A 22,234-nucleotide genomic window follows, 5' to 3' on the forward strand; every position below is an offset into this window, starting at 1 on the left:
ATCCGCACCTTTTCCAAACACAGCGCGATCAGTTTGAAGAGCCGGAGGTAACATAAGCTATGGAACATTCTGTACTTGGGCTTCGACCCGGCAGCGTCCTTCAGGATACCTACGAGATCAAGTCTCTGTTGGGTGAAGGTGGTATGGGTGCCACATTCCGGGGTTTGAACCGGGCCAGCGGTCACGAAGTGGCAATCAAAGTAATGACACCTAGCTTTGCCAAGAACCAAAAAGCGGTTGACCTGTTCCGGCGCGAAGCGAATTTGCTGCGAACTGTCCGTAGCGAGGCGGTGGTCCGGTTCGAAACCTCCATGCTGGATAAGGACGGGCGCTTGTTTCTGGTCATGGAATTTGTACCGGGTCATCCTCTGTCGCATTATCTGAAAAAGGGCGCGCGACTTTCGTCCGATGACGTTCTAAAATTGGGGTTGCGACTGGCGCAGGGGCTGGAGGCAATCCATAAACTGGGCATCGTTCATCGAGATGTTGCACCCGACAATGTGATGATCTCGCATGAAGACATTAATCAAGCGAAGTTCATAGATTTCGGTTTGGCATCTGACAGCATCGGAACCGACAAATCGATAATCGGCGACAGTTTTGCAGGCAAGCTGCGCTATTGTGCTCCAGAACAGTTGGGTTTGTTTGGCAATAGTGTTTCAGCCGCGACCGATGCCTACGCATTGGGTCTTGTGTTGATGCGTACGACCGGGCTCGAGTTGCCAGGTGAAGGTAAAGGTTTTGCCGCGGTTGAAGACCGAAAGGTGGACATCAAGATAACCGATCCAAAGGTTGCGCCCGGTCTGAAATCTGTTTTGGAACACCTGCTGAAAGCCAACCCCAAAGACCGTCCCAGTGACCTGCCTGGCTTGTTTCGCACAGCAATGAGCGGTGCCAAGGCAGCACCGACTTCGGCGGCTGTACCCCGTCAGCCGACTGCCGCGCCCGACCAGGGTGGGGGCAGCAAACTACCTTTGATTGCGGCGGGTATCGTCGCTCTGATCGCAATTGCTGGAGGTGCATGGTATTTTCTGTCAGGAGCTGGTGGTTCGTCAGCCAAGGTCAATGAGTCTGTCGGGATTGCGCAGGAGGCCGTTGCTGCCGATAACCCACTGACAGCCGCACGAGACCTCTTGGCTGTGGGCGGGGCACAGAATCTGGATGCCGCTTTGGGCGCGCTGATTGCGATCAGCAACGATCAGGAGTTGTCCCAACAGGATCGGGCATCAGCCAATATCCTGATTGCTGAGATGTATGATCCTAAAACGCACAGCACCGTTACATCGCCTTTCCCGCGCCCTGACCCGTCGGCAGCACGGCGTTATTATCAGCGCGCAGCTGATCTTGGGTCGGACCCGGCGCGTCAGGCTTTGGATCGATTGGCTGAGTGAGGAGGTGAAGAAGATGTTGATACGAGTTATTTCCCTAGTTGCCTTGTTGGCCTCTATGGTCGGTCCGGCTACGGCGCAATCAAGATCTCCGCTTCCAATCGAAGGCAAAGAAAGCCTGTATCAAAGGGTTCTGATCCGTGAGCGGATCGACGCGAGGCCCGAGCCAGACAGCGAAAGTTCCGCGGCGTCTCTTTCTCCATTACAGGTGTTTTTTGTCTATGCTCGTGACGGCGACTGGATGCAAATCGGAGCGAGCGATCAAGGCGACGATCTTATGTGGATTCCGGAAGGGGCGGCTATTCCCTGGAATCAGAACATTGTTGCAACGTTGGAAGGCAGTGACAATGTCGGACGCGTTTTGTTTTTTAATGATATCGACCCGATCTATGACATCATCGAAAGCGAAAACCCCGCCGGTCTTGCAAAAAACGCCAGAGATGAAGCGCTGGCAGCTGAGCAGGGCGGCGAACCGTCAGAAAGCGTGATCGCCTTAGGCCCGCGCGAAACGATTGATCAGCGTCAAAACCTTTATGTAATGCCAATCCTGGCAACGGAAGAGGCTGTGTTCGACATCGGACCGTTCGTAAATCTGCTGCAAGTGGCCGTTGCCAGTGCCAACGCCCCGAACCGCCCGGCGCCATCGGGTAGTCAGAATTCGGGCGACTTAAAAACAGCAGTGGTCTTTGTCGTGGACACTACGATATCGATGGAGCCGTATATCCGCGCTACCCGTGCAGCACTGCAAGAGGTTTATCGAGAGGCCGCAGGATCAGCGGCAGCAGACGCGATCAGTTTCGGGCTTGTTGGCTATCGCGACAGCCTCGAGGCAGCTCCGGGCCTTGGGTATGACGTTCGGACATTCGTGGATCTTCAGCAGGGCCTTAACGTTGACAACTTCCTGAGTGGCATCGATCAGATGCAAGAAGCGGAATCCAGCAGTAAGAATTTTCGCGAAGACAGCTATCGCGGTATTGAATACGCATTGGAAGGCATGGACTGGAGCGACTTTGGGGGACGGTTTATCGTACTGGTTACAGATGCAGGTCCACGCGAATTCGATGATCAGTATTCTGCCACAGGGTTGAGCGCCGAAAGTCTGAACAGGATTGTCCGTGAGCGCATAGGTGGTGCGATGGCCGTCATGCATCTGCGTACCGCGCGAGGTGCCAAAGACCACCCTTCGGCTGAAGCGGCTTATAAGCAACTGACCGCCTTTCCGAATTCTGCTCCCTTGTATTTCCCGATCGAGAACGGTGACCCAGACGTCTACAAGGAAACCGCACGCACGTTGGGTGGGATTGTGGCAAAGCATACGTCTTCTTATCGTCGCAGCGGCGGCGACGAGATTTTGGACGAAGACGCCATTGCTGACAAAGGTGACAACAGGTTTTCCGGCCTGAGTACAGCAAGCCGGACTATGCAACTGGCCTACCTTGGAAAAACAGAAGGCGCGCGAGCGCCCGACTTGTTTGAAGCTTATGTGGCGGATCGGGATTTTGATCGACCAGGATTGAAACCTTTGTCTATCAGATTGCTCATCTCGAAGGCGGATCTGAGTAACCTGGAAGAAGCGTTGCGGATCATTGTCGACCAGGCCGAGCGGAACGTCGTGAACCCTGATCAGTTCTTTGCACAGGTTCTTGGAGTTGCCGCAGACATGAGCCGCAGACCTGATCAGGTATCACGCCAATCAGACCCCAGCCTTGCCGAAGCTGTGGCGTTGGACGAATACCTGTCTGACCTGCCCTATAAGTCTCAGATCATGACTATTACTGAAGATGATTGGGTGCGCCTTCCGATTTCAGAGCAGCAAACCATCGTCAACGGGCTATATGACAAGATCGAACGGTACCGGCGGTACAACGAGTCGACCGATCAATGGGTTGATTACCTTGGGGCCGGGCCGCAGGCAGGAAACTTGCTGTACCCGATGTTGCTGGATGATCTGCCATAACCTCAAAGGTGTTGTCGCAAATCTTCTGCGCGAGCCAAGCCGTCGAAAGCGGTTTCTAGATCATTTGACCATGCGCTAAGCGGGCGATGTGTTCCATCGGGTCACGTTTCTGGTCCCCGACCAACGTATACTGCCAGGGTCCGTCCTGCCAGAAGACGACGAGATATCCGTCCTCTTGTCGAAACCGAAACGATTGAGTTTGAATTGTGTCGCCGTGCGTGGCCATCAAACTCAACCGATCACCCTCTGCATTCTCATACATAAATAAAGCTGAGGCATGGTCGCCTGCGGGCAGAAGGCGTCCTCCAATCAGGGTAAACCCGGTTTCCCCAAGTTGTGGCGCGATAATGGCAGAGCCCAATCGATTGGAGAGCCAGGTTTGCAAGTGATCTTTTTCCGTAGCGGCGACCTCTACAGGGTGAAGAACTTCAACGGCGAACAAAGAATGCGCCGCTTTTGCGTGTTGCGAAAACAATGCCAGATCGTCGGTTGCCCGACTGTTCCAAGGTTCCAAATAAGATCCCAAACCAAAACCAACAGCAAAAACCGCAACCGAAGCAACCAGCCTGAAAGAGACTGGCGAGGGTAGCGTGGCCTGTTTTTGCAGACCTCGAAGATGTGCCGCAGAAGGTACAGGGACCGCCTTGTCTATCAGGTCTGTTTGATGCTGCATTGCACGAATACGCGCTGCATCGTCCGGGTGTCGAGCAAGGTGATGGTCAAGGCGTTCGCTCTCTTCCGGTGACAACTCACCGTCTATACTACGCTGAACCAGGTCTTCGATGGATGGGGTGTGCGTCATTTCACGCTCCTGATCTTCACGGCGGCCGAAGCGTCCATTTCAGATTTGATTTTAGTACGGGCGCGCGATATCCGCGACATTAGCGTACCCTTTGGAATGGACAAAGTTGTGGCCGCTTCTTCATAGCTTAACCCACCAATCACTACAGAAAGAAGGGCTTCTCGCTGATCTTGGGGAACAGAATCCAGCGCCTTCCAGACTGCCTTGATTTCCAACCGTTCTTCGGCCGTGCTTGTCGTAGCTGCCAGTGTTGAAATGTTATCGAGATCGACAGTGTTGAATTTGGTTTCTCGACGCCACCTGTCCCGATAGAGGTTTAACAATATTTTAGTGAGCCATGGTTTCAACGGCCGCCCCGGAAGCCAAAGCAATCGTTTGCGCAGGGCGCGTTCAACACAATCCTGCACCAGATCATCCGCCGCATCACGATCACGGGTCAGCGACCAGGCATAACGCCACAGATCGGGGAGGCAGTTTTCAAGCTGGTTTTCAAATGACTGAAGCATGTACGTAAGCCGGGAGAGGAAACCTTCCCCCGGCACCAAGGTTCAGGGTCGTGCGATATGCCAAACACCTTTTACACCGTCCCCTGTCATGTCCCCAGGATTTTCGTCTTTGAACCATAGATAAAGCGGCTTTCCTTTGTAGGCGATCTGAACGCTGCCATCCTTGCGTTCGATCAGGCTGTAGCCTTTTTTCAGTTCCATGTTGGCATCACCCATCAGCGGCGGCCATTTGGCGGCACAGTCATCATAGCAATTCGAAACACCTGTCTCGTCCTTGTCAAAGGTATAGAGAGTCATCTTGTGCGCATCCATAAGGAAGGTTTCTCCGTTGAGCTTGCCAGTTACGGCTGGCGCACCGGTGTGACCATCCGCAAATGAACCGGTTGCAGTCGCAACCAGCGCGACACCAGAAAAAGTAAGGGACTTTAGGGACATTGTATTCTCCGACTGTTTCAGGTCTGCCGAATGGCAGACAATACAACTACGAAGGCACCTGGAAAAAATTCCCCAAAGTGAAACATTTTTTCGGCGGCGTGTGGGCATTGTTTTGATGGTAAAGCCAGAGTCCACGCCTATGGGAAAGGTCACGCATATCCAGTTTGGGTACGAAGAACCTGTATCTGTTCGACAAGTGGGACAAGCGCGTTAGGGCCCGAGGGGCAGGGTGCTTCGTCACCTGTCAGTATCTGAAGTAAGGACAATTAAGTGTTGGCACGGCTATCGCAAATCTTGCAAAACGAAAGCACAGGCGAGCTGATTGCATGCGCCCGGAACAATTATCTCTCAGAAACTTCTGTCTCCGAGCTATCCAATTTGAATTGGGACGCCGCCTAGGCTTAGACCTAGAATTTTCCGGGGAAAAGTCCGCATAAAAACCTTCGAACAAGGTTGACAGAGCGGCGGCGTGAAAATCCCTGCATATCGGTTAGGTAGTTCACCCACATCCCCTCCAGCAAGGCCAGCGTTCCGCTGGTTGCGTCATCTACCAGGTTCGGGTCGCCTCTGTTTTCCGAGGCTATCTCTGTGAACGCGGACCGCAAGGTTTCGACAAGTTTGTCATCCTGAGTGCTGCTGTAACGGGCGATACCTGGATGAGAGCTTGCGATACCCCGAAACGCATGCCAGATTTTAGTACTGCGGGGATTGAGCAGTGCTTCTGACAGGTCGGCCTCAATCACTGCCATAACACGGTCTTCGGGTCTTGCGCTCGGGCCCAGATCTGTCCTTCTGTCCATCTCGGCATAATACTCGGTGCTGAAATGCTGGGCGGCTGCGGTCAGTAAATTGTCCTTACCCCCGAAATGCAAATGGATCATTCCGCGTGACAGACCGGAGCGCTCGCAGATTCGGCTGACCGAGGTATCGGTCACCCCAATATCGGCAATCGTGTCCAGAGTCGCGTCGATCAGTAGCTGTTTATTGGCTTCCGGATCCCGCTTTGAACCGCGTTTTTGTTCCTTGACGCTTTGCGCTTTATTCAATGGTACCAACCGTTTGTGAATGTCTCATAGAGGTAGCTCACAGGAATATTGACACGAAAGGCCATTCTGGCGCAACATTTAATGGACGATCGTCCATTAGTGACTCGTGAATTGCGGGAAGGGAGGTTGGGTGATCTTTCGCAGCGAAGCGTCCCGGGGATATACCCTTAGCGCGCCAGCCACGGCTTACGTGGGCTTTCTGGTCGCGGCGCCATTGGTGATCCTGATTGCCTATTCATTCTGGACCCAAACCTATGTGACGCTCGACAAGACACCGACGCTGAAGAATTACAGCGATGCGTTTGCGGATCCGCTGGTCCGACACCTGATGCTTCGGTCGATCTGGATTGCCGGAGCGGTGACCATAGTCACCGTCGCGCTGGCCTATCCCATCGCGTATTTTATCGCGATGAAGGCCCAGAAAAAGACCATCTGGTTATTACTGATCACCATACCGTTTTGGTCCAGCTATTTGCTGCGCGTATTTGCCTGGAAGCTCATTCTGGGGTTCAATGGAGTGATGAACTCTGCGCTTCTTGCGCTGGGTTTGATCAGCGAACCTCTCGACTTCCTGCTCTACAACGAATTCGCAGTCGTGCTGACGCTCGCTCATGCCTGGGCACCATTTGCGATCCTGCCGATCTATGTCTCACTGCAAAAGATCGATCCGAGCCTTCTTGAGGCTGCAACAGATCTTGGGAACAGCCCCTTTCAACGTTTTATGCGGGTGACGCTGCCGCTGACGATCCCAGGTATCATTGCTGCTTGCCTGATCATCTTCATCCCTACAGTCGGTGATTATGTGACCCCGGCTCTGGTTGGTGGTTCAGATGGGAAGATGATCGCCAATCTTATTCAGGTGCAGTTCGGGGCCGCCAACAACTGGCCACTTGGGGCTACGCTATCGTTAATCGCAATGCTGTCGGTGGGCTTTGCGGCCATCGTGTTTGTCATGTCCGCCACACGGCTGGGGAGGCGGATCAGATGAGACGTCCTACGACCCTGACAGCCTATGCGTTCGTGTATCTGCTGTTTCTGTACCTGCCGGTTTTGTTCCTGCCTTTGTTCTCTTTCAACAGCGGCACAATCGTTGCGTTTCCGATTAAGGGCTGGACACTGGACTGGTATCGGAAGCTGGGCGAGCAGGACACGTTGATCCAGGCGCTTTGGAATTCGCTTGCTGTCGGCACTGTTGTTGCCCTTCTGTCGACCGCCATGGGATTGTTCGCCGCCCGTGCCTTCGTTCGGTACCGTTTTCGGGGTCAACGCGCGGCAGAAGGTCTGGTGATGCTGCCTTTGGTGATCCCAGGTATTATCGTCGCCTCTTCAATGCTGGTCCTGTTTCTGTTTCTTGGTCTCAAGCCGTCATTGCTGACCGTCATTCTGGGCCACACGTTTCTCGCGCTGCCGTTCTCTGTCTCGATCTTGAAATCAGCCTTTGATGACTTCGACGCATCACTGGAGGAAGCATCTTACGATCTGGGCGTCGGTGTGTTCGAAACCTTCCGCCGCGTGACGCTGCCGGTCGTCGCCCCCGGTATCGTAGCCAGTGTTTTGGTCACATTCACCGTCAGTTTCGATGAGTTCGTCCTTGCCTTTTTCCTGTCCGGCAACCAGCCAACCCTGCCGGTTTACATCTGGAGCCAGATCCGTTTCCCCGCCAAGCTTCCAAATGTGTTGGCGCTGGGGTCGATCCTGCTGCTGACTTCGGTTCTGCTTCTGGTTCTGGCCGAATACTTCCGCCGCCGTTCATCCGCATCAGAGGTCCGATGACACACAGAAACATCATAGAGCTCAGGGACGTCGAAAAGCGCTACGGAACATTTGTGGCCGCGAGCGGAATAAACCTTGACCTCAGAGAGGGTGAGTTCTTTTCGCTCCTCGGTCCTTCAGGGTGTGGCAAGACCACGGTTTTACGCATGATCGCGGGCTTTCAGGAACCCACCAGGGGGAAGGTGCTGATTGACGGTCAGGATATGGAAGGAGTGCCGGCCAACAACCGACCGACGAACATGGTCTTCCAAAGCTACGCAATCTTCCCACACCTCAATGTCGGGAACAACGTAGCCTACGGGTTGCGGGGCAAAGCGCCCAAGGCCGAGATCGACCAGCGCGTCGCCGAAGCTTTGGAAATGGTCGAACTGGGTGGTCTTCAGGATCGCGGCGCAAGCGAGTTGTCGGGCGGGCAGCGTCAAAGGGTGGCGCTTGCCCGCGCGCTGATCATGCGGCCAAAGGTGTTGCTTTTGGATGAACCCTTGTCAGCGCTTGACAAGAAGCTGCGTGAACAGATGCAGTTTGAAATGCGCAATCTGCAACAGTCGCTTGGCATTACCTTTGTGATGGTCACGCATGACCAGTACGAGGCTATGACCATGTCCGACCGTATCGGCGTGATGTTCAACGGACAACTCAAACAAGTTGACACGCCAACGACGCTTTATGCCCGTCCCTGTGATCAACAAGTGGCCAGCTTCATCGGTGAGATGAACATATTGCCGGCCCGGTTACTGAGCGAAAGCGGTGACATGTTGTCAATCGATGCGGCTGCCTTCGGGCGGATGGAAATCGAGAGAAACCCCAATGTGGCGACCAGCGCCAGAAACATGAACATCGGTATTCGACCGGAACAGTTGGAGATTGCTGAGGACCGTCCTGAAGACTACCCATCAACGGTTCAGGGCACTGTCAGCAACGTCGCCTTCTACGGTGAGAATATTCACTACCACATTCAGGTGGCTGGGGCCGAGAAACCAATCTCGGTCTCGGTTCCGAACTATTTCCACACGGTCGACTTTAAACGCGGCGATGTCGTTTGGCTGGGGCTTCAGGCGGCTAGCGTGATCGATCTTGGTACGATCTCGGAATAAAACAGAGGGAGGATAGAATGAAACTTCAGGGAATTGCGGCCTTCGCGTGTGCGACGGCAATAACGACAGGCAGTGCCAGTGCAGGTGGCGCCGATCTGACGGTTTTTGACTGGTCGGGATATGAAGATCCCGGATTCTTTGCCAGCTACATGGAAAAATACGGGGATGAAGCGCCAAGCTATTCCTATTTCGGAAGCCAGGAAGAAGCCTTTACCAAGCTGAGTTCCGGTTTTACCGCTGATCTGGCACATCCTTGTTCTGACGCGGTCAGAAAATGGGTCGCAGCTGATCTGATTCAGCCTTTGGATGAAAGCAAGCTGACCAATTGGGCGGATGTGCTGCCCGAGATCAAAGAGGTCGACGCCATCGTTCTGGACGGCCAGCTTTACATGCTGCCGTTCGAATGGGGGAACACAGGTCTTATCTATCGCACCGACAAGATATCAGGGGATGACATCTCACTGCAATTGATGGCGGACCCGGCCTATGCAGGCAAAATCGCCATCCCGGATGCTGCATCGTCTGCTTATGCCTTGGCCGCGCTGGCCACCGGAAACGCGGATGACTACACCAACCTGAGCGATGAGCAATTCAAGGAAGCATCGGATTTCCTGCGCTCGATCCACCCGAATATGCGTTTTTATTGGTCCGATGCGGGTCAGTTTGACCAGGCCATGACCAGTGGCGAGATCGAAATGGGGTGGGCCTGGAACCAGTCCGAACTGAACCTGATCTGGAACGAAGTGCCCGCGGCCATGATGCGCAACGTGGACAAGGGCATCGCGACCTGGGCGTGTGGCTATGTGCATCTGAAATCGTCCACGACACCGGTCGATCAGGTCTATGACCTTTTGAACGCGCTTACGGACCCTGCCAGTGGTCAGTACATCATCGACAACTGGGGCTACCCGCATTCCAACGCAAAAGCGTTCGAAATCGCCGATCAGGGCAGTATAGAAGCCTATGGTTTTTCCGATCCCAAAAGCTTCTTCGAAGGCAGTTTGTTCTTTGATGCTGTGAACCCCGAGCTTGAGGCGAAGATGCTGGCCGAATTCGAGCGGATCAAAGCCGGCTTCTAACATAACCCACTATCCGGAGCCTTTAGGCTCCGGAACTCAACTACAGGAAAACGCGTGATTATGTCGAACGCGAACCCATATGCTCTGCTTTTCGAACCGGTCCAGATCGGGCCCGTCACAGCCAGAAACCGCTTTTATCAGGTGCCGCATTGCACCGGGATGGGGCATCTCAGGCCGCGGGCGGACGCTGCCGTTCGGGGAATGAAAGCAGAAGGTGGCTGGGCCGTGGTGTCCAATCAGGAGACCGAGATTCACCCGACCTCGGACTTGTCCCCGTTCCCCGAAGGGCGATTGTGGGACGCACGCGATGTGCCTGCGCTGCGGCTGATGACAGATGCAGTGCATTCACATGGCGCGTTGGCGGCCATACAGCTGGTTCATAACGGCAACCACGCGCAAAACCTGCTGACCCGCGCTCCGGTTCTTGCACCGTCCGAGATGTCTGTGGATACGACGCAACCAAAGCACGCGCAGGCCATGGACAAGGCCGATATCCGGGAACTCCGCCGCTGGCACCGCGACGCGGCCCTGCGCGCGAAAGAGGCCGGCTTTGACATCGTTTATGTCTATGCCGGGCACAACATGACATTGGCGCAACATTTCATGCTAGCCCATATGAACCAGCGCAGCGATGAATATGGGGGGTCGCTTGAAAACCGTGTGCGGCTGACCCGTGAGTTGCTGGAAGACACCCACGATGCCATAGGCGACAGCTGTGCCGTTGCGTTCCGCTTTGCCATTGACGAGATGATGGGCGCCGACGGTATGCAGGCAGCAGAAGAAGGCCGCGCGGTTGTTGAGCTATTGGCCGATCTTCCCGACCTGTGGGACGTGAATGTCGCGGATTGGTCCAATGACAGCGCAACGACCCGTTTCCAGCCCGAAGATGGCTATCAGAACGCGTTTCTGTCCCACGTCAAACAGATCACCCGAAAACCTGTTGTTGGCGTGGGCCGACTGACGTCCCCGGACATGATGCTGTCGATGGTCAAAAAGGGAATTGTCGACCTCATCGGTGCCGCGCGGCCATCCATTGCGGACCCTTTCATTCCAAAAAAGATCGAGGAAGGCAGGATCGACGAAATCCGCGAATGCATCGGCTGCAATATCTGCGTGTCGTCGGACAATCTGGGTATTCCGATCCGTTGCACGCAAAACCCAACGATGGGCGAGGAATGGCGCCGTGGCTGGCACCCCGAGATCATCGCGCCGAAAAAAAGCGAGGCCGAAGTGCTGGTCATCGGCGGCGGACCTGCGGGGTTGGAATGCACGATGCAATTGGCACGGCGCGGGTATCAGGTGACTCTGGCCGAGGCCTCGGCCGAATTTGGTGGACGGGTAGGTATGGAAAGCAGACTTCCCGGCCTCGCCGCCTGGTCGCGCGTGGTTGACTATCGCCTGAACGATCTGAAACAGCGGGCCAATGTTCAGTTATTCACGGACAGCAAGCTCGAAGCCGGACAAGTCGCCGAGCTTGGCATCGAGCATGTCTTTGTTGCAACCGGCAGCCATTGGCGTGCCGATGGAGTGGGTCGCAATACGCAGCGCCGCCTGCCTAGGGTCACGCCGGATGCCAAGGTGTTGACGCCTGATGACATCATGAAAGGCGTTCTGCCCCCGGACGGCCCGGTGATGATCTATGATGATGATCACATCTATCTGGCTGGGGTGATTGCCGAGAAATTGGCGACTGCCGGATATCAGGTCATTTTTGCCACGCCTGAGAGTTTGGTTTCGGCCTACGCCGTTCACACATTGGAACAGTCCCGCATCCAGGCCCGCATGATCGAACTGGCGGTCGATATCCGCTGCAATCAGGTGCTTACGGCGGTTCAGAGCGACGCGGTGCGGATAGGCTGTGCCTTTACCGACCGCGAAACTGAAATCCCGTGCGCCTCAACGGTTCTGGTGACCGAGCGCCAGCGTGAAACCGCCCTTTTCGACAGCCTGAAGGGAGCCGGTTTGAAAACCCTTGACCTCATTGGTGATGCCGCGTCGCCGGGGCTGATCGCAGACGCGGTTTTTGCAGGCCATCGCGCCGCCCGCGATTTCGAACGCCCAAAGGCCGATGCAGACAAAGACTGGTTTCGCCGTGAGATTATTGATTTGGCAGAGGATGCAACATGAACAGCACCAATGAAGCACCCCGTTCACGTCGTCGCGGGGGCGGGGGGCGCGCAGCGCGTCTGAAGGTACAACAGACGACCACGGGTAACGAAGCCGTACGCGGGGGTCTGAGCGGCGGACGCTATAGACCGCTGACTCAGACCGATATGGAGAACATCCATCATGCGGCCTTGACCGTCCTGGAACAAACCGGAATTACCGACCATTTCCCGGAGTTGCTTGAGCTGGTGCTTCCTAAAGGTGCAGTGCTGAGTGACCTCAACCGGCTGTGCTTCCCACGCGCCCTGATGGAGGACATTTTGGCAGGCGCCGCCAAGGAGTTTTACGTCTATGCCCGAGGGGAGCGCGAAGGTAAGGACGACATGCATTGCACGGCAGAAAGCGTCTATTTCGCCAATTCCGGCACCGCCGTGACAACATTCGATTCCAAAACCAAAACCTATCGTCCGTCGGTTCTGCGTGATGTTTATGATTTCACCCGCCTGGTCGACCGTTTGGAAAACATACACATGCTGGGCGACACGGTTCTGGCGACGGATGTGACCGATGACTTCACCCATGACATGAACACCATTTATGCCATGCTTGCGGGCAGCCAAAAACCCGCCTGCCTGACGTTCCGCGACCGCAGCCACATTCCACATGCCATTCGCATGTTTGATCTGGCTCAAGGGGGCGAGGGGGCTTTCCTGAATAAGCCAAGCGTCATATTCGGCGGCTGCCCCATTGTTTCCCCCTTACGGATCGGCAAGGAAAATATGGAGATCCTGATTGATACCGCCAAACTTGGCCTGACTGTCGATCTGGCCGTGCCACCTCAAGCCGGGGCCACGGCACCTGCGACGCTTGCGGGAACGCTGGTTCAGACCGTGGCCGAAACACTTGCCTGCGTTGCCATCGTCAACCTGATCACGCCGGGTTGCCCCATCTGCTTTGCGGCCTGGCCCTTCATTACGGACTTGCGCAGCGGGTCTTTTACTGGCGGCAGCGGCGAACAGGCGCTGATCGGTGCCGCAGCAATTCAGATGGGCAACTTTTACGGCCTTCCTACCTCGGTGGGTGCAGGTATGACCGATGCAAAAATACCTGATGCGCAATACGGGTTGGAAAAGGCGCTGACCTTTACCCTTGCGGCGCATGCTGGTGCCAATCGCCTGTGCGAGTTTGGTGGCATGATCGGTAGCCTGATGGGATGCAGCTTTGAAAGCATGGTCATCGATGACGAAGCGGGCGGCATGATCCTGCGATCGTTGCGTGGGATAGAGGTTACTGATGAAACCATGGCGGTGGATGTGATTCACCAATGCGCCATAGATCCGGGTCATTTCCTCGGCAATCCGCACACGCTGAGCTATATGAACAGCGAATTTGTCTACCCACAGCTGATGGACCGCGAGCGTACGGACACTTGGGAGAATGAGGGGAAAACGGATCTGTTGGACCGCGCCCGCAACAAGGCGAATTCCATCCTCGACAGCCATTTTCCTAATTATTTTGGTGCTTTGGACGCTCGGGTGCGCGAAGAATTCCCTATTGTACTAAGCGCGGAAAGCATGGCCCGCCATGGATAACTCCAACGCCAAGCAATGGGACAACGACCACTTCCTGCACCCGTGGGAAGGGATGGAGGCTTTGGGTGAAAACGACCGCACCTTTATCGAAGGCGCCAGCGGCATCCATCTGATAAACGAAAAGGGTGCTCGCCTGATCGACGGTCCGGGGGGAATGTGGTGCACCCAGATTGGGTATGGGCGCACGGAAATGGCCGAAGCAATGGCCGAGCAAGCCCGGAACCTTGCCTATTTCTCACCCTTCAACAACACCAACTCGACTGCGGCACAGTTCGCCCGCGAAATCGCCAAACGTGCGCCCGGCGATCTGAATAATGTCTTCTTTACAACCGGCGGTTCCACTGCGGTTGATACAGCCATCCGGTTTGTCCATTTCCGCAACAACCTTATGGGTCGGCCAGAGAAAAAGAAAATCATTTCAAGGCAAAAAGCCTATCACGGAAGCACTTATCTGGCAGCCAGCGTCAGTGGAAAAGAACGTGACAGGCTTTGGCTCGACAAGGCCGACGACCTGGCGCATTTCCTGCCGGACGTGAACCCGCTTTACCGCGCGCCCGGTCAAAGCGATGAAAGCTTTCTGAACGAGAAAGCTGCCGATCTCGAAAACGCCATTGTGGCACTTGGCCCGGAAAATGTTGCCGCTTTTATCGCTGAACCGGTTTTGGCCTCGGGCGGTGTCATCGTGCCACCAATCGGGTATCACGCACGCTGCCTGAACATCTGCAGGAAGTATGATGTCCTGTATATATCAGACGAGGTTGTCACGGCTTTCGGCCGATTGGGTCATTGGTTCGCCTCCGAGGCTGTCTTTGGCATTCAGCCCGACATAATCACCTGCGCCAAGGGGATGACATCCGGGTATGCGCCGATGGGGGCCGCGATTATCTCAGATCGGCTGATAGCGGATGTTGCGGGAAAAGATGCCACCTTTTCGAATGGCTACACCTATTCGGGCCATCCGGTCAGCGCGGCTGCCGGGTTGAAAAACATCGAGATTTTCGAGCGGGAAAAGATACTCGAACACGTTCAAAAAGTCGGCCCGGTTTTTCAGGATCAATTACAGCAGTTGCGTCAGATTGACATTGTGGCCGATGCCCGTGGGATGGGATTGATGGGGTGTGTTCAGTGCTCAGTCGATGGCGATCCCCAGAGCGAGCTTGGGCGCGACTATGAGATTGGCAGTCGTATCGATATGGAATGCCAGAAACGCGGTCTGCTTGTACGACCCGTGATCAACATGTGTGTTCTTTCACCGCCCCTCATCATTACAAAAAGCGAAATCGAGCATATGTTTGCTATTCTGCGACAAGGGCTAGAAGCGACATCCGAGTGGCTCGGCAGGATCAGTGGCCGGTGACTGTTGCAGGCTGTCGCTGCGAAAACCTGGAGATCGGCTACCGTAGCGGCATTTAGATCTTAAGGATTGCCAAGTTCGTTTTCGTCAAGGAGTTGGCGTATTTGCACTGCCCGAGCGACTTTGGCATCTACACGTTGGTTCCAGAGATGGAGTGTTTCGGATCATCAGTGTAGCCGTTTGATTCTGTCGTGCACGGCCATTACAGGACCGATTGTTTACGTCCAGAGAGATCCCAAACAAGGCCAGTAAAGGAATGACGAATTCGTAGCGCGTCAAGACAGTGACTACAGTTTCAACCTCGGGACAGCGTAATCAAAAGGATTCCCAATGCGATCAGGCTTGCCCAGCCGATACGGTGCAGAAAACGGGATTCCTTCAATATGATCGCCGCGAGGGTCACTGAAACCGGGATCGATGCTTGCCGTACCGCGCTGACTGTGGCGGCTTCGGCCCCAAGCTGGAACGCGGTCAGGATGAATAGGTAAGACAGATAGGACGCAATCCCGGCAAAAGCGATCCGCACCGGTGCCTGCGCCCAGCCACGCACGACCCCCAGAAACGGGGCTGACAAGTGGCGATCTTCCCAGGCTCTGATGCCAGCAAGCAGCGGTGTCACCAGAATATAGGTGAAAAACAGGAAAGGTGCCGGATTGGTCAGCTTCATCGCTTGGGCATCGCTTAGCGAATAAGCGGCAGATCCCAGCATCGCCATACTTGCCAGCGCGAATGCTTTGTGATCATGCAGCAGTCCGCCAGGCGACTTCTGAATCATCAGGCTGCCTAGCAGGACCAATGCGATCCCCAGCAGGGTGAACCACGAGTAATGCTGATCAAGGGCCAGCCAGCTGAAGGCGACAATGGCAATCGGCGACGAACGGATAATCGGATAATAAACCGACAGGTTCCCACGTCTCAGGGCCGACAATGTGCCGTAGTAGTAGAAGGTCAACCCAAGGGCTGAGATTGCGACAAAGGGCCAGGTCTCAAGTGGCAGGCTCAATTCCTGACCCATAACCAGCGTATGAACCGCCGCCAGGATCACCCAGGTCAGAGACACTCCGACATAGCACGACACCGGATGCGCAACCCCTTTCAGCGTAAGGTCGCGCAATGGGTGGGTTGCCGCCGAAACCAGAACCAATGCGATCCAATAGGCTTCCATACCTCAGGTCTGATGCAATGGGTTACGTTGCAGGAAAGTGTTGAAATGCACCGTCAGCTGATCCTCGGCGATCTGTACGACACCGTAAGCCGGAGGTTCGTCGCAGAACTCGCCATCGACACTGGCCGCATTCAACGGAATCTGATGGTTGAGACTGGGCAGGCTGGTAAATGGAATGCCGCGCCAGTTCACATAGGTCATGCGGTGCACATGGCCGTAAAACACATGCCGAATGTTGCGCCCGTGTTTGAGGGCGTCAGCAAAGGCGTCCGCCTCGACCAGCCTGATCTCGTCCACAAGGGGAATGCCAAGGTCAAAGGGCGGGTGGTGCAGGAACACATAGGTTGGCTTGTCCTCGGCTTGGGTCAGTTGCTGCCTGAGCCAGTCCAGCCGGGCAGGGCAAAGCTGCCCTTCATGCACATCGCGCCCGTCTTTGGTTGAATCGAGAAACAAGAAAACCCCCTCATCCGTTTCGAACCGATGCTGGACAAACCCGTTGGCATCCTTTGGATGATCCGGGAAGATCGATTGGAAAACAGTTCTGTCGTCGTGATTTCCAATCAGCAGAAAAGAGCGGAGCGGAAATGCGGCCAGTTTCGCCTTGAGCGCCCGATAGGCCTCTTCCTCGGCAAATTCAGCCAAATCGCCAGAGATGACACAGAACGCCGCATCGGAATGGCACCGAACGATATCGTCCAAACAGGCGTCCAGCCGCTGGGATGGAAAGCCGCCGTTTAGCGGGCCGGAGTCGCGGACGAGGTGTATGTCAGTGATGTGAATGAATTTCATCAGCCCTTTTCCCCGAGTATTGCAAGAAATAAGGTATCGACGAAGTTTGCCGATCACACGGATTTAGTAAGAAATTCACTGGGTTCACTCGCTCATACGCGACAAGGTTTGCAGTCGTACACGACAGAGTTCGCGAAACTTCCCCCAAATGATGTGAAGCCGTAGTCCAGATAATCCGGCCGTATCGCTGTCGCGGGTACGCAAGTCTGAAACGGGCGCGGTACCGTGCCTAAACGAACATGTGGAACCCGGGCAGTTTTGCTTAGCAGAGAAAATGGAGAACCAATGTCGCGCACGCCGAGGAGGTAGATACGCTTAGGTTTGCCCTCTGTATGCCGCCGTTTCACACAGCGCAGCCAGTGTCATCACACCGCCTGGCCTGGCTGGGTTGCCGACTTGCGTCCACAGCGGCAGCCTCGCTGGCAAGTAGGCTTCCAATCTCTGCACCCAACTGCAGCTTAGAGACCTGGCCAAAGTGATGTGCCGCAATCCGGCCTGACTGATCCAATAGAACAAGGCTGGGCGTGCCGCGCATTCCGTATGCCGCCATGGTTTCCGGCAAAGGCCCGGTGCCCTGTTTGTCGACCGCCACAGGAAACCTGATACGGTATTCGTGAAGAAAGGCTTTCAGTGATACCGGCGTCATTGCGTCGTGATGTTCGAAAACGGTGTGCAACCCGATTACGGCGACGTGTTCATTGGAAAAATGCTCCCGCACAGCTTGTGCCAGAGGGATGCCATGGATGACGCAGCCTGGGCATAGCATCTGGAAAGCCTCAATGACGACAACCTTACCCTGGAAATCCGAAAGCATTAAGTTCTTGTCAGTGTTGAACCATTCACTGACCTGCAGTTCAGGCGCTTGCATATTGATCTCTCCTGTTCAGAGGTCGGCCGCCTGCCTGAGACGACCGGCTGACATCGTTATTGAAGCTTGCCCGGTAGGCTCAGGTCGCCCGAGGCAATGTCGAAAACATCCGTGACGCACAAAAGCGGAGCGTGAATGTTGGCGTTTACCCGCAGAGCAGAGGTTACGCCATCATAAGCGATGCCTTCCAACTGAACGTCGTTGGAAAATCCGGCTTTGACTTGAATTTCCGGACCATCGAACAGCGGAGTGAACCCTGGGCTGTCCAGGAAGATTGGGAATCCAGGCCAGGTTGCAGGAAGCTTTGGCGTCGTCCCTTCAGGGATATCGCGCACTGCAAGGGCGCCCGGGCCGCAAGTTTCGGTCGGGGCGAGAACAACCCAGTGGCTGTGCCATTCGATACCGTCGTTGGCTGGGTCGCCATCGCCGTTTTCATCAAACAGCGGGGTGTCGTCAAAATCCGGGTGGCTGGTTGCAGCCATTGCCAAGATGCCGGCGCCGCCTTCGAAACCTACTGCAGACGTATCCAGGGATGTAGGCCACACATAGGACCAGACGTCTGACCCTCCTACTGCCCCGGTTCCTGCCGGCACCGATGCCCCGGCAGTACCATTGGTGGTCATGTGGAACGTAATGGTATTGCCGTTGCGATGCGCATGCGCTGCAAGGATGTCAAAGTCGGCCACCTTGGCGACATCAGCGGGAGAGACAACAGCCCCCTCCTGATGTATCGCGTGATCGCCTTCTGCGACGGCGGACGAAGCTCCGATCACAACTGCAGCAAGTGATTTCCAGGTGAGTGTCATTTCTTATCTCCGGTAAAGTGATATCGACTCGCTACCAAACGGAGAAACATATTGCAACTTTAATTTCGACTCGCTACTTGTTGGGCATGAGAACCGCCCACAGTATTCGCATCCTTATCAACCGTCTTGCCCGGATAGATTCCGCTGCGGGCTGGACGGGCGACCTGAACCCGACACAAAGGGCGGCGCTGGAGTACCTTTCCGAGGCGAATCAGTTTTCCCGTTCACCGTCACATGTCGCTGAGTACCTTGGGACAACCCGCGGAACGATGTCCCAGACACTGAAAGCGCTTGTGCGCAAGGGATACGCTGCCGAGCACCGACAAAAATCTGACCAGCGGTCGATCTCGTACGAACTGTCCAAGGCGGGCGCCTCTGTTTTGACAGAGGCCAATCCGATTGCTGACGCCATCGGCAATCTGCCCTCCAGCGTTCAGGTGTCTCTCAAGGATGGTCTGCTTCAGAGCTTGATGTTGGCATTGGCAGCGAACGGTGGTCACTCGTTCGGGAAATGCATGACCTGCGCCTATCATAAGAAAGGTCAGAAAAATGGCTTCTGCAGCTTGCTGGAAGTGAGCCTCGAGCGTGGCGAAGAAGAAAAGATATGTATTGAACACAAAGAGGCCTGAATGACCCTTCCTGAACTATCGACAGTAATAGGTGGCATTTTCCTGGGTTGTGTCACGAACCGCTGGGAGGCAAAGCCGCCCTCTGCCATTCAGAAGGATCGGGTGTCTGGCCGTCAGGTCATTTCGCTTACTGGATTTTCAGATGATGCACAGGCGGACCTGACCGTGCATGGCGGTGCAGAAAAAGCCATTCACCATTATGCGCAGGATCACTATGCGGATTGGCAGAGAGAAGGGCAGCTGCCCCCCGGCGCAGAGCCCGCAGCATTTGGTGAAAACATCTCAACAACCGGTTTGACCGAGGAAAATCTGTGCATTGGCGACATCCTGAGGCTGGGCACGGCAATCGTTCAAATCAGCCAGGGCCGTCAGCCCTGCTGGAAACTGGGACTGCACACCGGAAATGAAAGGATGCCCTACCTGTTTCAGAAAACGGGTCGCACTGGGTGGTACTACCGTGTTCTGGAAACCGGCGAGGTCGAAGCAGGAGATCGAATAACGTTGATTGAAAGGCGCAATCCGGACTGGAGCGTGCAGCACGTGACCCGCGCCCGACTGACACGACGAGTTTCCCGCAAGGATGCCGAAGCCCTCGCAAATCTGACGGACCTCGCCCCTGGCTGGCGGCAAGCCTTTGCGCGCATGGCGATGGGCGACGTAAAAGAAGATACGCGCGCGAGATTGGGGAGCATGTCGAACACATCGCCTTAAGGCCCCACTGCGAGACTTCAGCATGTTTGTTGGAAGACATGGGCAGGTCGCCAGCGCGGTGCACATCGGCACGTCAAGGGGCTATATGAATTTCTGGCGGTTGATCAGCCAGGAAGTTTCCAGTGAACGTTCCGCTTACGCAGTTAGGATATCAGTTCCGGTTGTCGGAAGGAGGGTCCGCATGCGGCGGACCACGTCTTTTGCGCGCCATCTCAGAGATGGCAATCAAAGTTCCTTTGCCCTTCATCGGGCGGTCGCTATCTCCGAGATGAGCGCGCGGAGCCATTGGTGGCGAGGTGACGCTGCCTGGCGCATGTGCCAGATCTGCGCAATTCTATCGGGTGGCAGGTCGACGGGTGGGCTGCAATGAGCAAAGCCGGCAAAGATATTGTCCTTTAACCGCGCAGGCATAGTCGCAATAGTATTGGTCCCGCGAATAAGAGAGGCGATTGCCGAGAAACCGGGCAGCGTCACTGAGATGCGGCGATGCCTTTCCAGGTGGCTGAGCGCCAAATCGATAGCGGTAAGTTCGTGTTGCCCGGGCATCATGACCGCGTGGGGCAACGCGCAATAAGCCGCGATTGTATCAGGAGCAGTCACGTGGTCAGGGTCGAAATAGCAAAGATCATTGTCGGTCAGGATCAGTTTCTGCATCAAGTCGGCTTCGGTTCCGGTAAGCTCGGGCGCCAGCACCAGATCGACCTGCCCGTTGCGTAGTAGTTCGGCCCAGTCTTGTTGCGACTGCGCGCGCCAAATGCGCAGTTGTACCTTCGGTGCGCGGTGTCGCAACGCGTGAAATAAGGGTTTCAGCACGATTTCGGTCTCATAATCATTGGCGGCGATCACAAACTGGCCGCTGTCATCACGAGGCTCGTATTGCGCGGGTTCTGTAAATGCGTCCACTGCCTCCAGAATATGTTGCGCTTGTGCAAACAACTGGGCTGCGCGCGGCGTAGGAGAGATACCGCGCCCCATAGGGACAAACAGCTCATCTTTCACAATTCCGCGTAGCCGGTTCAATCCATGGCTGACAGTGGATTGTGTGACCTCCAGACGTCTGGCCGCCGCCGTGATCGAACCTGTGTCATAGACCGCGGCAAACATGCGTATCAAACGGACGCCGAGTTCCTTGTTATCGTTTTTCTTCATGAGTTGTATGGTTATTCTTTCTGTTATTTTCATCAATGAAAATCTCTATCTGGTCGCCACATGCAACCGAAAAGGTAAACCCATGCCGTTTAGAAGATCCGTCCTCTTTGCTGCAACCGCTGTGGTTATGGCGCTTTCCACTCCGCTCCATGCTGATAAGCTAAGCATTGACGCACAAACCCAGGCCTCGATCAAACTGGCCGAAGGGTTCTATCGGGATGTTTTGGTTTACCGGAACCTCAACAATTTCGGGAAGTACATCGGCGATACCTATGTTCAGCATGCCACCGCATATGGCGACGGGCCGGTTGAGTTGATCAAGGCCGTTGCCAGTGAACTGACTGCCGATCCTGATGTGCAGGTGGATCTCTACCGTGTGCTTGCCGAGGGTTCCTATGTTGCAATCCATTCTGTCTGGACCGGCAGTAACGGGGACCAGTACGTCTATGTTGATGTCTGGCGCGCCGAGGACGGAAAACTGGTCGAACACTGGGACCACTACCAGCAGGTCCCCGAAAGCGCGGCGAATGAAAACACCATGTTTCAGGGACCAAACGCAGATGTTTATTCCGATCAGAATATCGAGCAGAACCGTGAACGTGCTATCGCCGTTCTGAAAAGCTTTGAAAACCCAAGTGATCTATCAGCGGTCGAAGCGTATATCTCCTCCGAGAACTATATACAGCACAACCCGAGCGTGCCGGATGGGCGCGATGCTCTGGCAGAATACTTGACCGGACTAGCTGCTGATAACGTGCGCCTAAAAACAGAAATTGCCAAGACTATTGCGATGGGCGACATGGTGCTGGTTCATTCGAAGCAGACCAACCTCGACATTGAGGGCGATCTGGGCATCGGATTTTTCGATATCTTCCGCTTTGATGACAATAGTTTCATCGTAGAGCATTGGGACATCGAAGAAGCGCAGACCGGAGAATCTGCAAACACCAACGGCGTGTTCGAGTATTGAGGATCAGGAGAAACC

At 55.1% G+C, this 22,234-nt stretch carries 21 protein-coding genes; 12 read left to right on the plus strand and 9 right to left on the minus strand.

The window, feature by feature from the left end; genetic code table 11:
* Positions 1-59: 59 nt before the first annotated feature.
* Both ACR0D9_RS14440 and ACR0D9_RS14445 read left to right on the plus strand, forming a co-directional pair.
* Complete coding sequence (locus ACR0D9_RS14440; protein WP_480483528.1) at positions 60-1,391, plus strand: serine/threonine-protein kinase; 1,332 nt, start codon at positions 60-62, stop codon at positions 1,389-1,391.
* Positions 1,392-1,404: 13 nt separating this feature from the next.
* On the plus strand, positions 1,405-3,345 hold the full coding sequence (locus tag ACR0D9_RS14445) for a vWA domain-containing protein (RefSeq protein WP_480483526.1): 1,941 nt from the start codon (positions 1,405-1,407) through the stop codon (positions 3,343-3,345).
* Between the two features lie 55 nt (positions 3,346-3,400).
* On the opposite strand, the gene ACR0D9_RS14450 is transcribed toward ACR0D9_RS14445, so the two are convergent.
* From ACR0D9_RS14450 to ACR0D9_RS14465, 4 genes are all read right to left on the minus strand, one after another.
* Entirely contained in the window at positions 3,401-4,147 is a 747-nt protein-coding gene (locus ACR0D9_RS14450) for an anti-sigma factor family protein (RefSeq protein WP_480539193.1), read from the minus strand.
* Positions 4,144-4,653 carry an RNA polymerase sigma factor gene (locus ACR0D9_RS14455; RefSeq protein WP_480539195.1) on the minus strand — a complete coding sequence of 170 codons (510 nt, stop codon included), beginning with the start codon at positions 4,651-4,653 and terminating at the stop codon, positions 4,144-4,146. The genes ACR0D9_RS14450 and ACR0D9_RS14455 overlap by 4 nt, the downstream gene beginning before the upstream one ends.
* A gap of 42 nt (positions 4,654-4,695) precedes the next feature.
* On the minus strand, positions 4,696-5,088 hold the full coding sequence (locus ACR0D9_RS14460; protein WP_480539197.1) for a COG4315 family predicted lipoprotein: 393 nt from the start codon (positions 5,086-5,088) through the stop codon (positions 4,696-4,698).
* Between the two features lie 407 nt (positions 5,089-5,495).
* Complete coding sequence (locus ACR0D9_RS14465; RefSeq protein WP_480483517.1) at positions 5,496-6,134, minus strand: TetR family transcriptional regulator C-terminal domain-containing protein; 639 nt, start codon at positions 6,132-6,134, stop codon at positions 5,496-5,498.
* Between the two features lie 130 nt (positions 6,135-6,264).
* Between ACR0D9_RS14465 and ACR0D9_RS14470 the strand changes: the two genes are divergently transcribed.
* Genes ACR0D9_RS14470 through ACR0D9_RS14500 form a run of 7 tightly spaced genes read left to right on the plus strand, consistent with a single transcriptional unit; the run spans position 6,265 to position 15,135 of the window.
* On the plus strand, positions 6,265-7,122 hold the full coding sequence (locus tag ACR0D9_RS14470; protein WP_480483515.1) for an ABC transporter permease: 858 nt from the start codon (positions 6,265-6,267) through the stop codon (positions 7,120-7,122).
* The gene (locus tag ACR0D9_RS14475) at positions 7,119-7,907 is read left to right on the plus strand and encodes an ABC transporter permease (RefSeq protein WP_480483513.1); all 789 of its coding nucleotides are present in this window, start codon (positions 7,119-7,121) and stop codon (positions 7,905-7,907) included. Before ACR0D9_RS14470 ends, ACR0D9_RS14475 begins: the two co-directional genes overlap by 4 nt.
* On the plus strand, positions 7,904-9,001 hold the full coding sequence (locus tag ACR0D9_RS14480; RefSeq protein WP_480483511.1) for an ABC transporter ATP-binding protein: 1,098 nt from the start codon (positions 7,904-7,906) through the stop codon (positions 8,999-9,001). Before ACR0D9_RS14475 ends, ACR0D9_RS14480 begins: the two co-directional genes overlap by 4 nt.
* A 17-nt stretch (positions 9,002-9,018) precedes the next feature.
* Complete coding sequence (locus ACR0D9_RS14485; protein ID WP_480483509.1) at positions 9,019-10,080, plus strand: ABC transporter substrate-binding protein; 1,062 nt, start codon at positions 9,019-9,021, stop codon at positions 10,078-10,080.
* Between the two features lie 60 nt (positions 10,081-10,140).
* Entirely contained in the window at positions 10,141-12,207 is a 2,067-nt protein-coding gene (locus tag ACR0D9_RS14490; RefSeq protein ID WP_480487990.1) for an FAD-dependent oxidoreductase, read from the plus strand.
* Complete coding sequence (locus tag ACR0D9_RS14495) at positions 12,204-13,778, plus strand: trimethylamine methyltransferase family protein (protein WP_480539199.1); 1,575 nt, start codon at positions 12,204-12,206, stop codon at positions 13,776-13,778. The genes ACR0D9_RS14490 and ACR0D9_RS14495 overlap by 4 nt, the downstream gene beginning before the upstream one ends.
* Positions 13,771-15,135 carry an aminotransferase gene (locus tag ACR0D9_RS14500; protein ID WP_480487994.1) on the plus strand — a complete coding sequence of 455 codons (1,365 nt, stop codon included), beginning with the start codon at positions 13,771-13,773 and terminating at the stop codon, positions 15,133-15,135. Before ACR0D9_RS14495 ends, ACR0D9_RS14500 begins: the two co-directional genes overlap by 8 nt.
* A 292-nt stretch (positions 15,136-15,427) precedes the next feature.
* Here ACR0D9_RS14500 and ACR0D9_RS14505 read toward each other — a convergent pair whose 3' ends face one another.
* The 4 genes from ACR0D9_RS14505 to ACR0D9_RS14520 all read right to left on the minus strand — a co-directional run bounded on the left by ACR0D9_RS14505 (position 15,428) and on the right by ACR0D9_RS14520 (position 18,760).
* Positions 15,428-16,297, minus strand: coding sequence for an EamA family transporter (locus ACR0D9_RS14505; RefSeq protein ID WP_480487995.1), 870 nt, complete (start codon positions 16,295-16,297; stop codon positions 15,428-15,430).
* Between the two features lie 3 nt (positions 16,298-16,300).
* Positions 16,301-17,086, minus strand: coding sequence for a phosphodiesterase (locus ACR0D9_RS14510; protein ID WP_480487997.1), 786 nt, complete (start codon positions 17,084-17,086; stop codon positions 16,301-16,303).
* A gap of 343 nt (positions 17,087-17,429) precedes the next feature.
* Positions 17,430-17,954, minus strand: coding sequence for a redoxin domain-containing protein (locus ACR0D9_RS14515; RefSeq protein ID WP_480483497.1), 525 nt, complete (start codon positions 17,952-17,954; stop codon positions 17,430-17,432).
* Between the two features lie 56 nt (positions 17,955-18,010).
* A complete protein-coding gene (locus tag ACR0D9_RS14520) occupies positions 18,011-18,760 on the minus strand; it encodes a hypothetical protein (RefSeq protein ID WP_480483495.1) in 750 nt (249 codons plus the stop codon).
* Here ACR0D9_RS14520 and ACR0D9_RS14525 point away from each other — a divergent pair.
* Together ACR0D9_RS14525 and ACR0D9_RS14530 are read left to right on the plus strand one after the other, a co-directional pair.
* On the plus strand, positions 18,754-19,389 hold the full coding sequence (locus ACR0D9_RS14525) for a MarR family winged helix-turn-helix transcriptional regulator (RefSeq protein WP_480483493.1): 636 nt from the start codon (positions 18,754-18,756) through the stop codon (positions 19,387-19,389). The two genes, ACR0D9_RS14520 and ACR0D9_RS14525, sit on opposite strands and share 7 nt — an antisense overlap.
* Positions 19,390-20,100 (plus strand): MOSC domain-containing protein, encoded by a 711-nt coding sequence (locus ACR0D9_RS14530; RefSeq protein ID WP_480483491.1) that lies wholly within the window; start codon positions 19,390-19,392, stop codon positions 20,098-20,100.
* Between the two features lie 243 nt (positions 20,101-20,343).
* Here the strand turns inward: ACR0D9_RS14530 and ACR0D9_RS14535 are convergent, their stop codons facing one another.
* Positions 20,344-21,249: a LysR family transcriptional regulator gene (locus ACR0D9_RS14535; RefSeq protein ID WP_480483489.1), complete on the minus strand. Its 906-nt coding sequence runs from the start codon at positions 21,247-21,249 to the stop codon at positions 20,344-20,346.
* Between ACR0D9_RS14535 and ACR0D9_RS14540 the strand changes: the two genes are divergently transcribed.
* Entirely contained in the window at positions 21,230-22,219 is a 990-nt protein-coding gene (locus ACR0D9_RS14540) for a nuclear transport factor 2 family protein (protein ID WP_480539201.1), read from the plus strand. The two genes, ACR0D9_RS14535 and ACR0D9_RS14540, sit on opposite strands and share 20 nt — an antisense overlap.
* Positions 22,220-22,234 lie beyond the last annotated feature (15 nt).

This window comes from Ruegeria sp. AK11 (assembly GCF_056541095.1).

Bases quoted from the DNA above. Each gene is read 5' to 3' on its own strand.
- ACR0D9_RS14510 (WP_480487997.1), bottom strand. From the start codon at position 17,086: ATGAAATTCATTCACATCACTGACATACACCTCGTCCGCGACTCCGGC.
- ACR0D9_RS14520 (WP_480483495.1), bottom strand. From the start codon at position 18,760: ATGACACTCACCTGGAAATCACTTGCTGCAGTTGTGATCGGAGCTTCG.
- ACR0D9_RS14505 (WP_480487995.1), bottom strand. From the start codon at position 16,297: ATGGAAGCCTATTGGATCGCATTGGTTCTGGTTTCGGCGGCAACCCAC.
- ACR0D9_RS14515 (WP_480483497.1), bottom strand. From the start codon at position 17,954: ATGCAAGCGCCTGAACTGCAGGTCAGTGAATGGTTCAACACTGACAAG.
- ACR0D9_RS14485 (WP_480483509.1), top strand. From the start codon at position 9,019: ATGAAACTTCAGGGAATTGCGGCCTTCGCGTGTGCGACGGCAATAACG.
- ACR0D9_RS14455 (WP_480539195.1), bottom strand. From the start codon at position 4,653: ATGCTTCAGTCATTTGAAAACCAGCTTGAAAACTGCCTCCCCGATCTG.
- ACR0D9_RS14535 (WP_480483489.1), bottom strand. From the start codon at position 21,249: ATGAAGAAAAACGATAACAAGGAACTCGGCGTCCGTTTGATACGCATG.
- ACR0D9_RS14475 (WP_480483513.1), top strand. From the start codon at position 7,119: ATGAGACGTCCTACGACCCTGACAGCCTATGCGTTCGTGTATCTGCTG.
- ACR0D9_RS14480 (WP_480483511.1), top strand. From the start codon at position 7,904: ATGACACACAGAAACATCATAGAGCTCAGGGACGTCGAAAAGCGCTAC.
- ACR0D9_RS14500 (WP_480487994.1), top strand. From the start codon at position 13,771: ATGGATAACTCCAACGCCAAGCAATGGGACAACGACCACTTCCTGCAC.
- ACR0D9_RS14495 (WP_480539199.1), top strand. From the start codon at position 12,204: ATGAACAGCACCAATGAAGCACCCCGTTCACGTCGTCGCGGGGGCGGG.
- ACR0D9_RS14490 (WP_480487990.1), top strand. From the start codon at position 10,141: ATGTCGAACGCGAACCCATATGCTCTGCTTTTCGAACCGGTCCAGATC.
- ACR0D9_RS14530 (WP_480483491.1), top strand. From the start codon at position 19,390: ATGACCCTTCCTGAACTATCGACAGTAATAGGTGGCATTTTCCTGGGT.
- ACR0D9_RS14450 (WP_480539193.1), bottom strand. From the start codon at position 4,147: ATGACGCACACCCCATCCATCGAAGACCTGGTTCAGCGTAGTATAGAC.
- ACR0D9_RS14440 (WP_480483528.1), top strand. From the start codon at position 60: ATGGAACATTCTGTACTTGGGCTTCGACCCGGCAGCGTCCTTCAGGAT.
- ACR0D9_RS14460 (WP_480539197.1), bottom strand. From the start codon at position 5,088: ATGTCCCTAAAGTCCCTTACTTTTTCTGGTGTCGCGCTGGTTGCGACT.
- ACR0D9_RS14445 (WP_480483526.1), top strand. From the start codon at position 1,405: ATGTTGATACGAGTTATTTCCCTAGTTGCCTTGTTGGCCTCTATGGTC.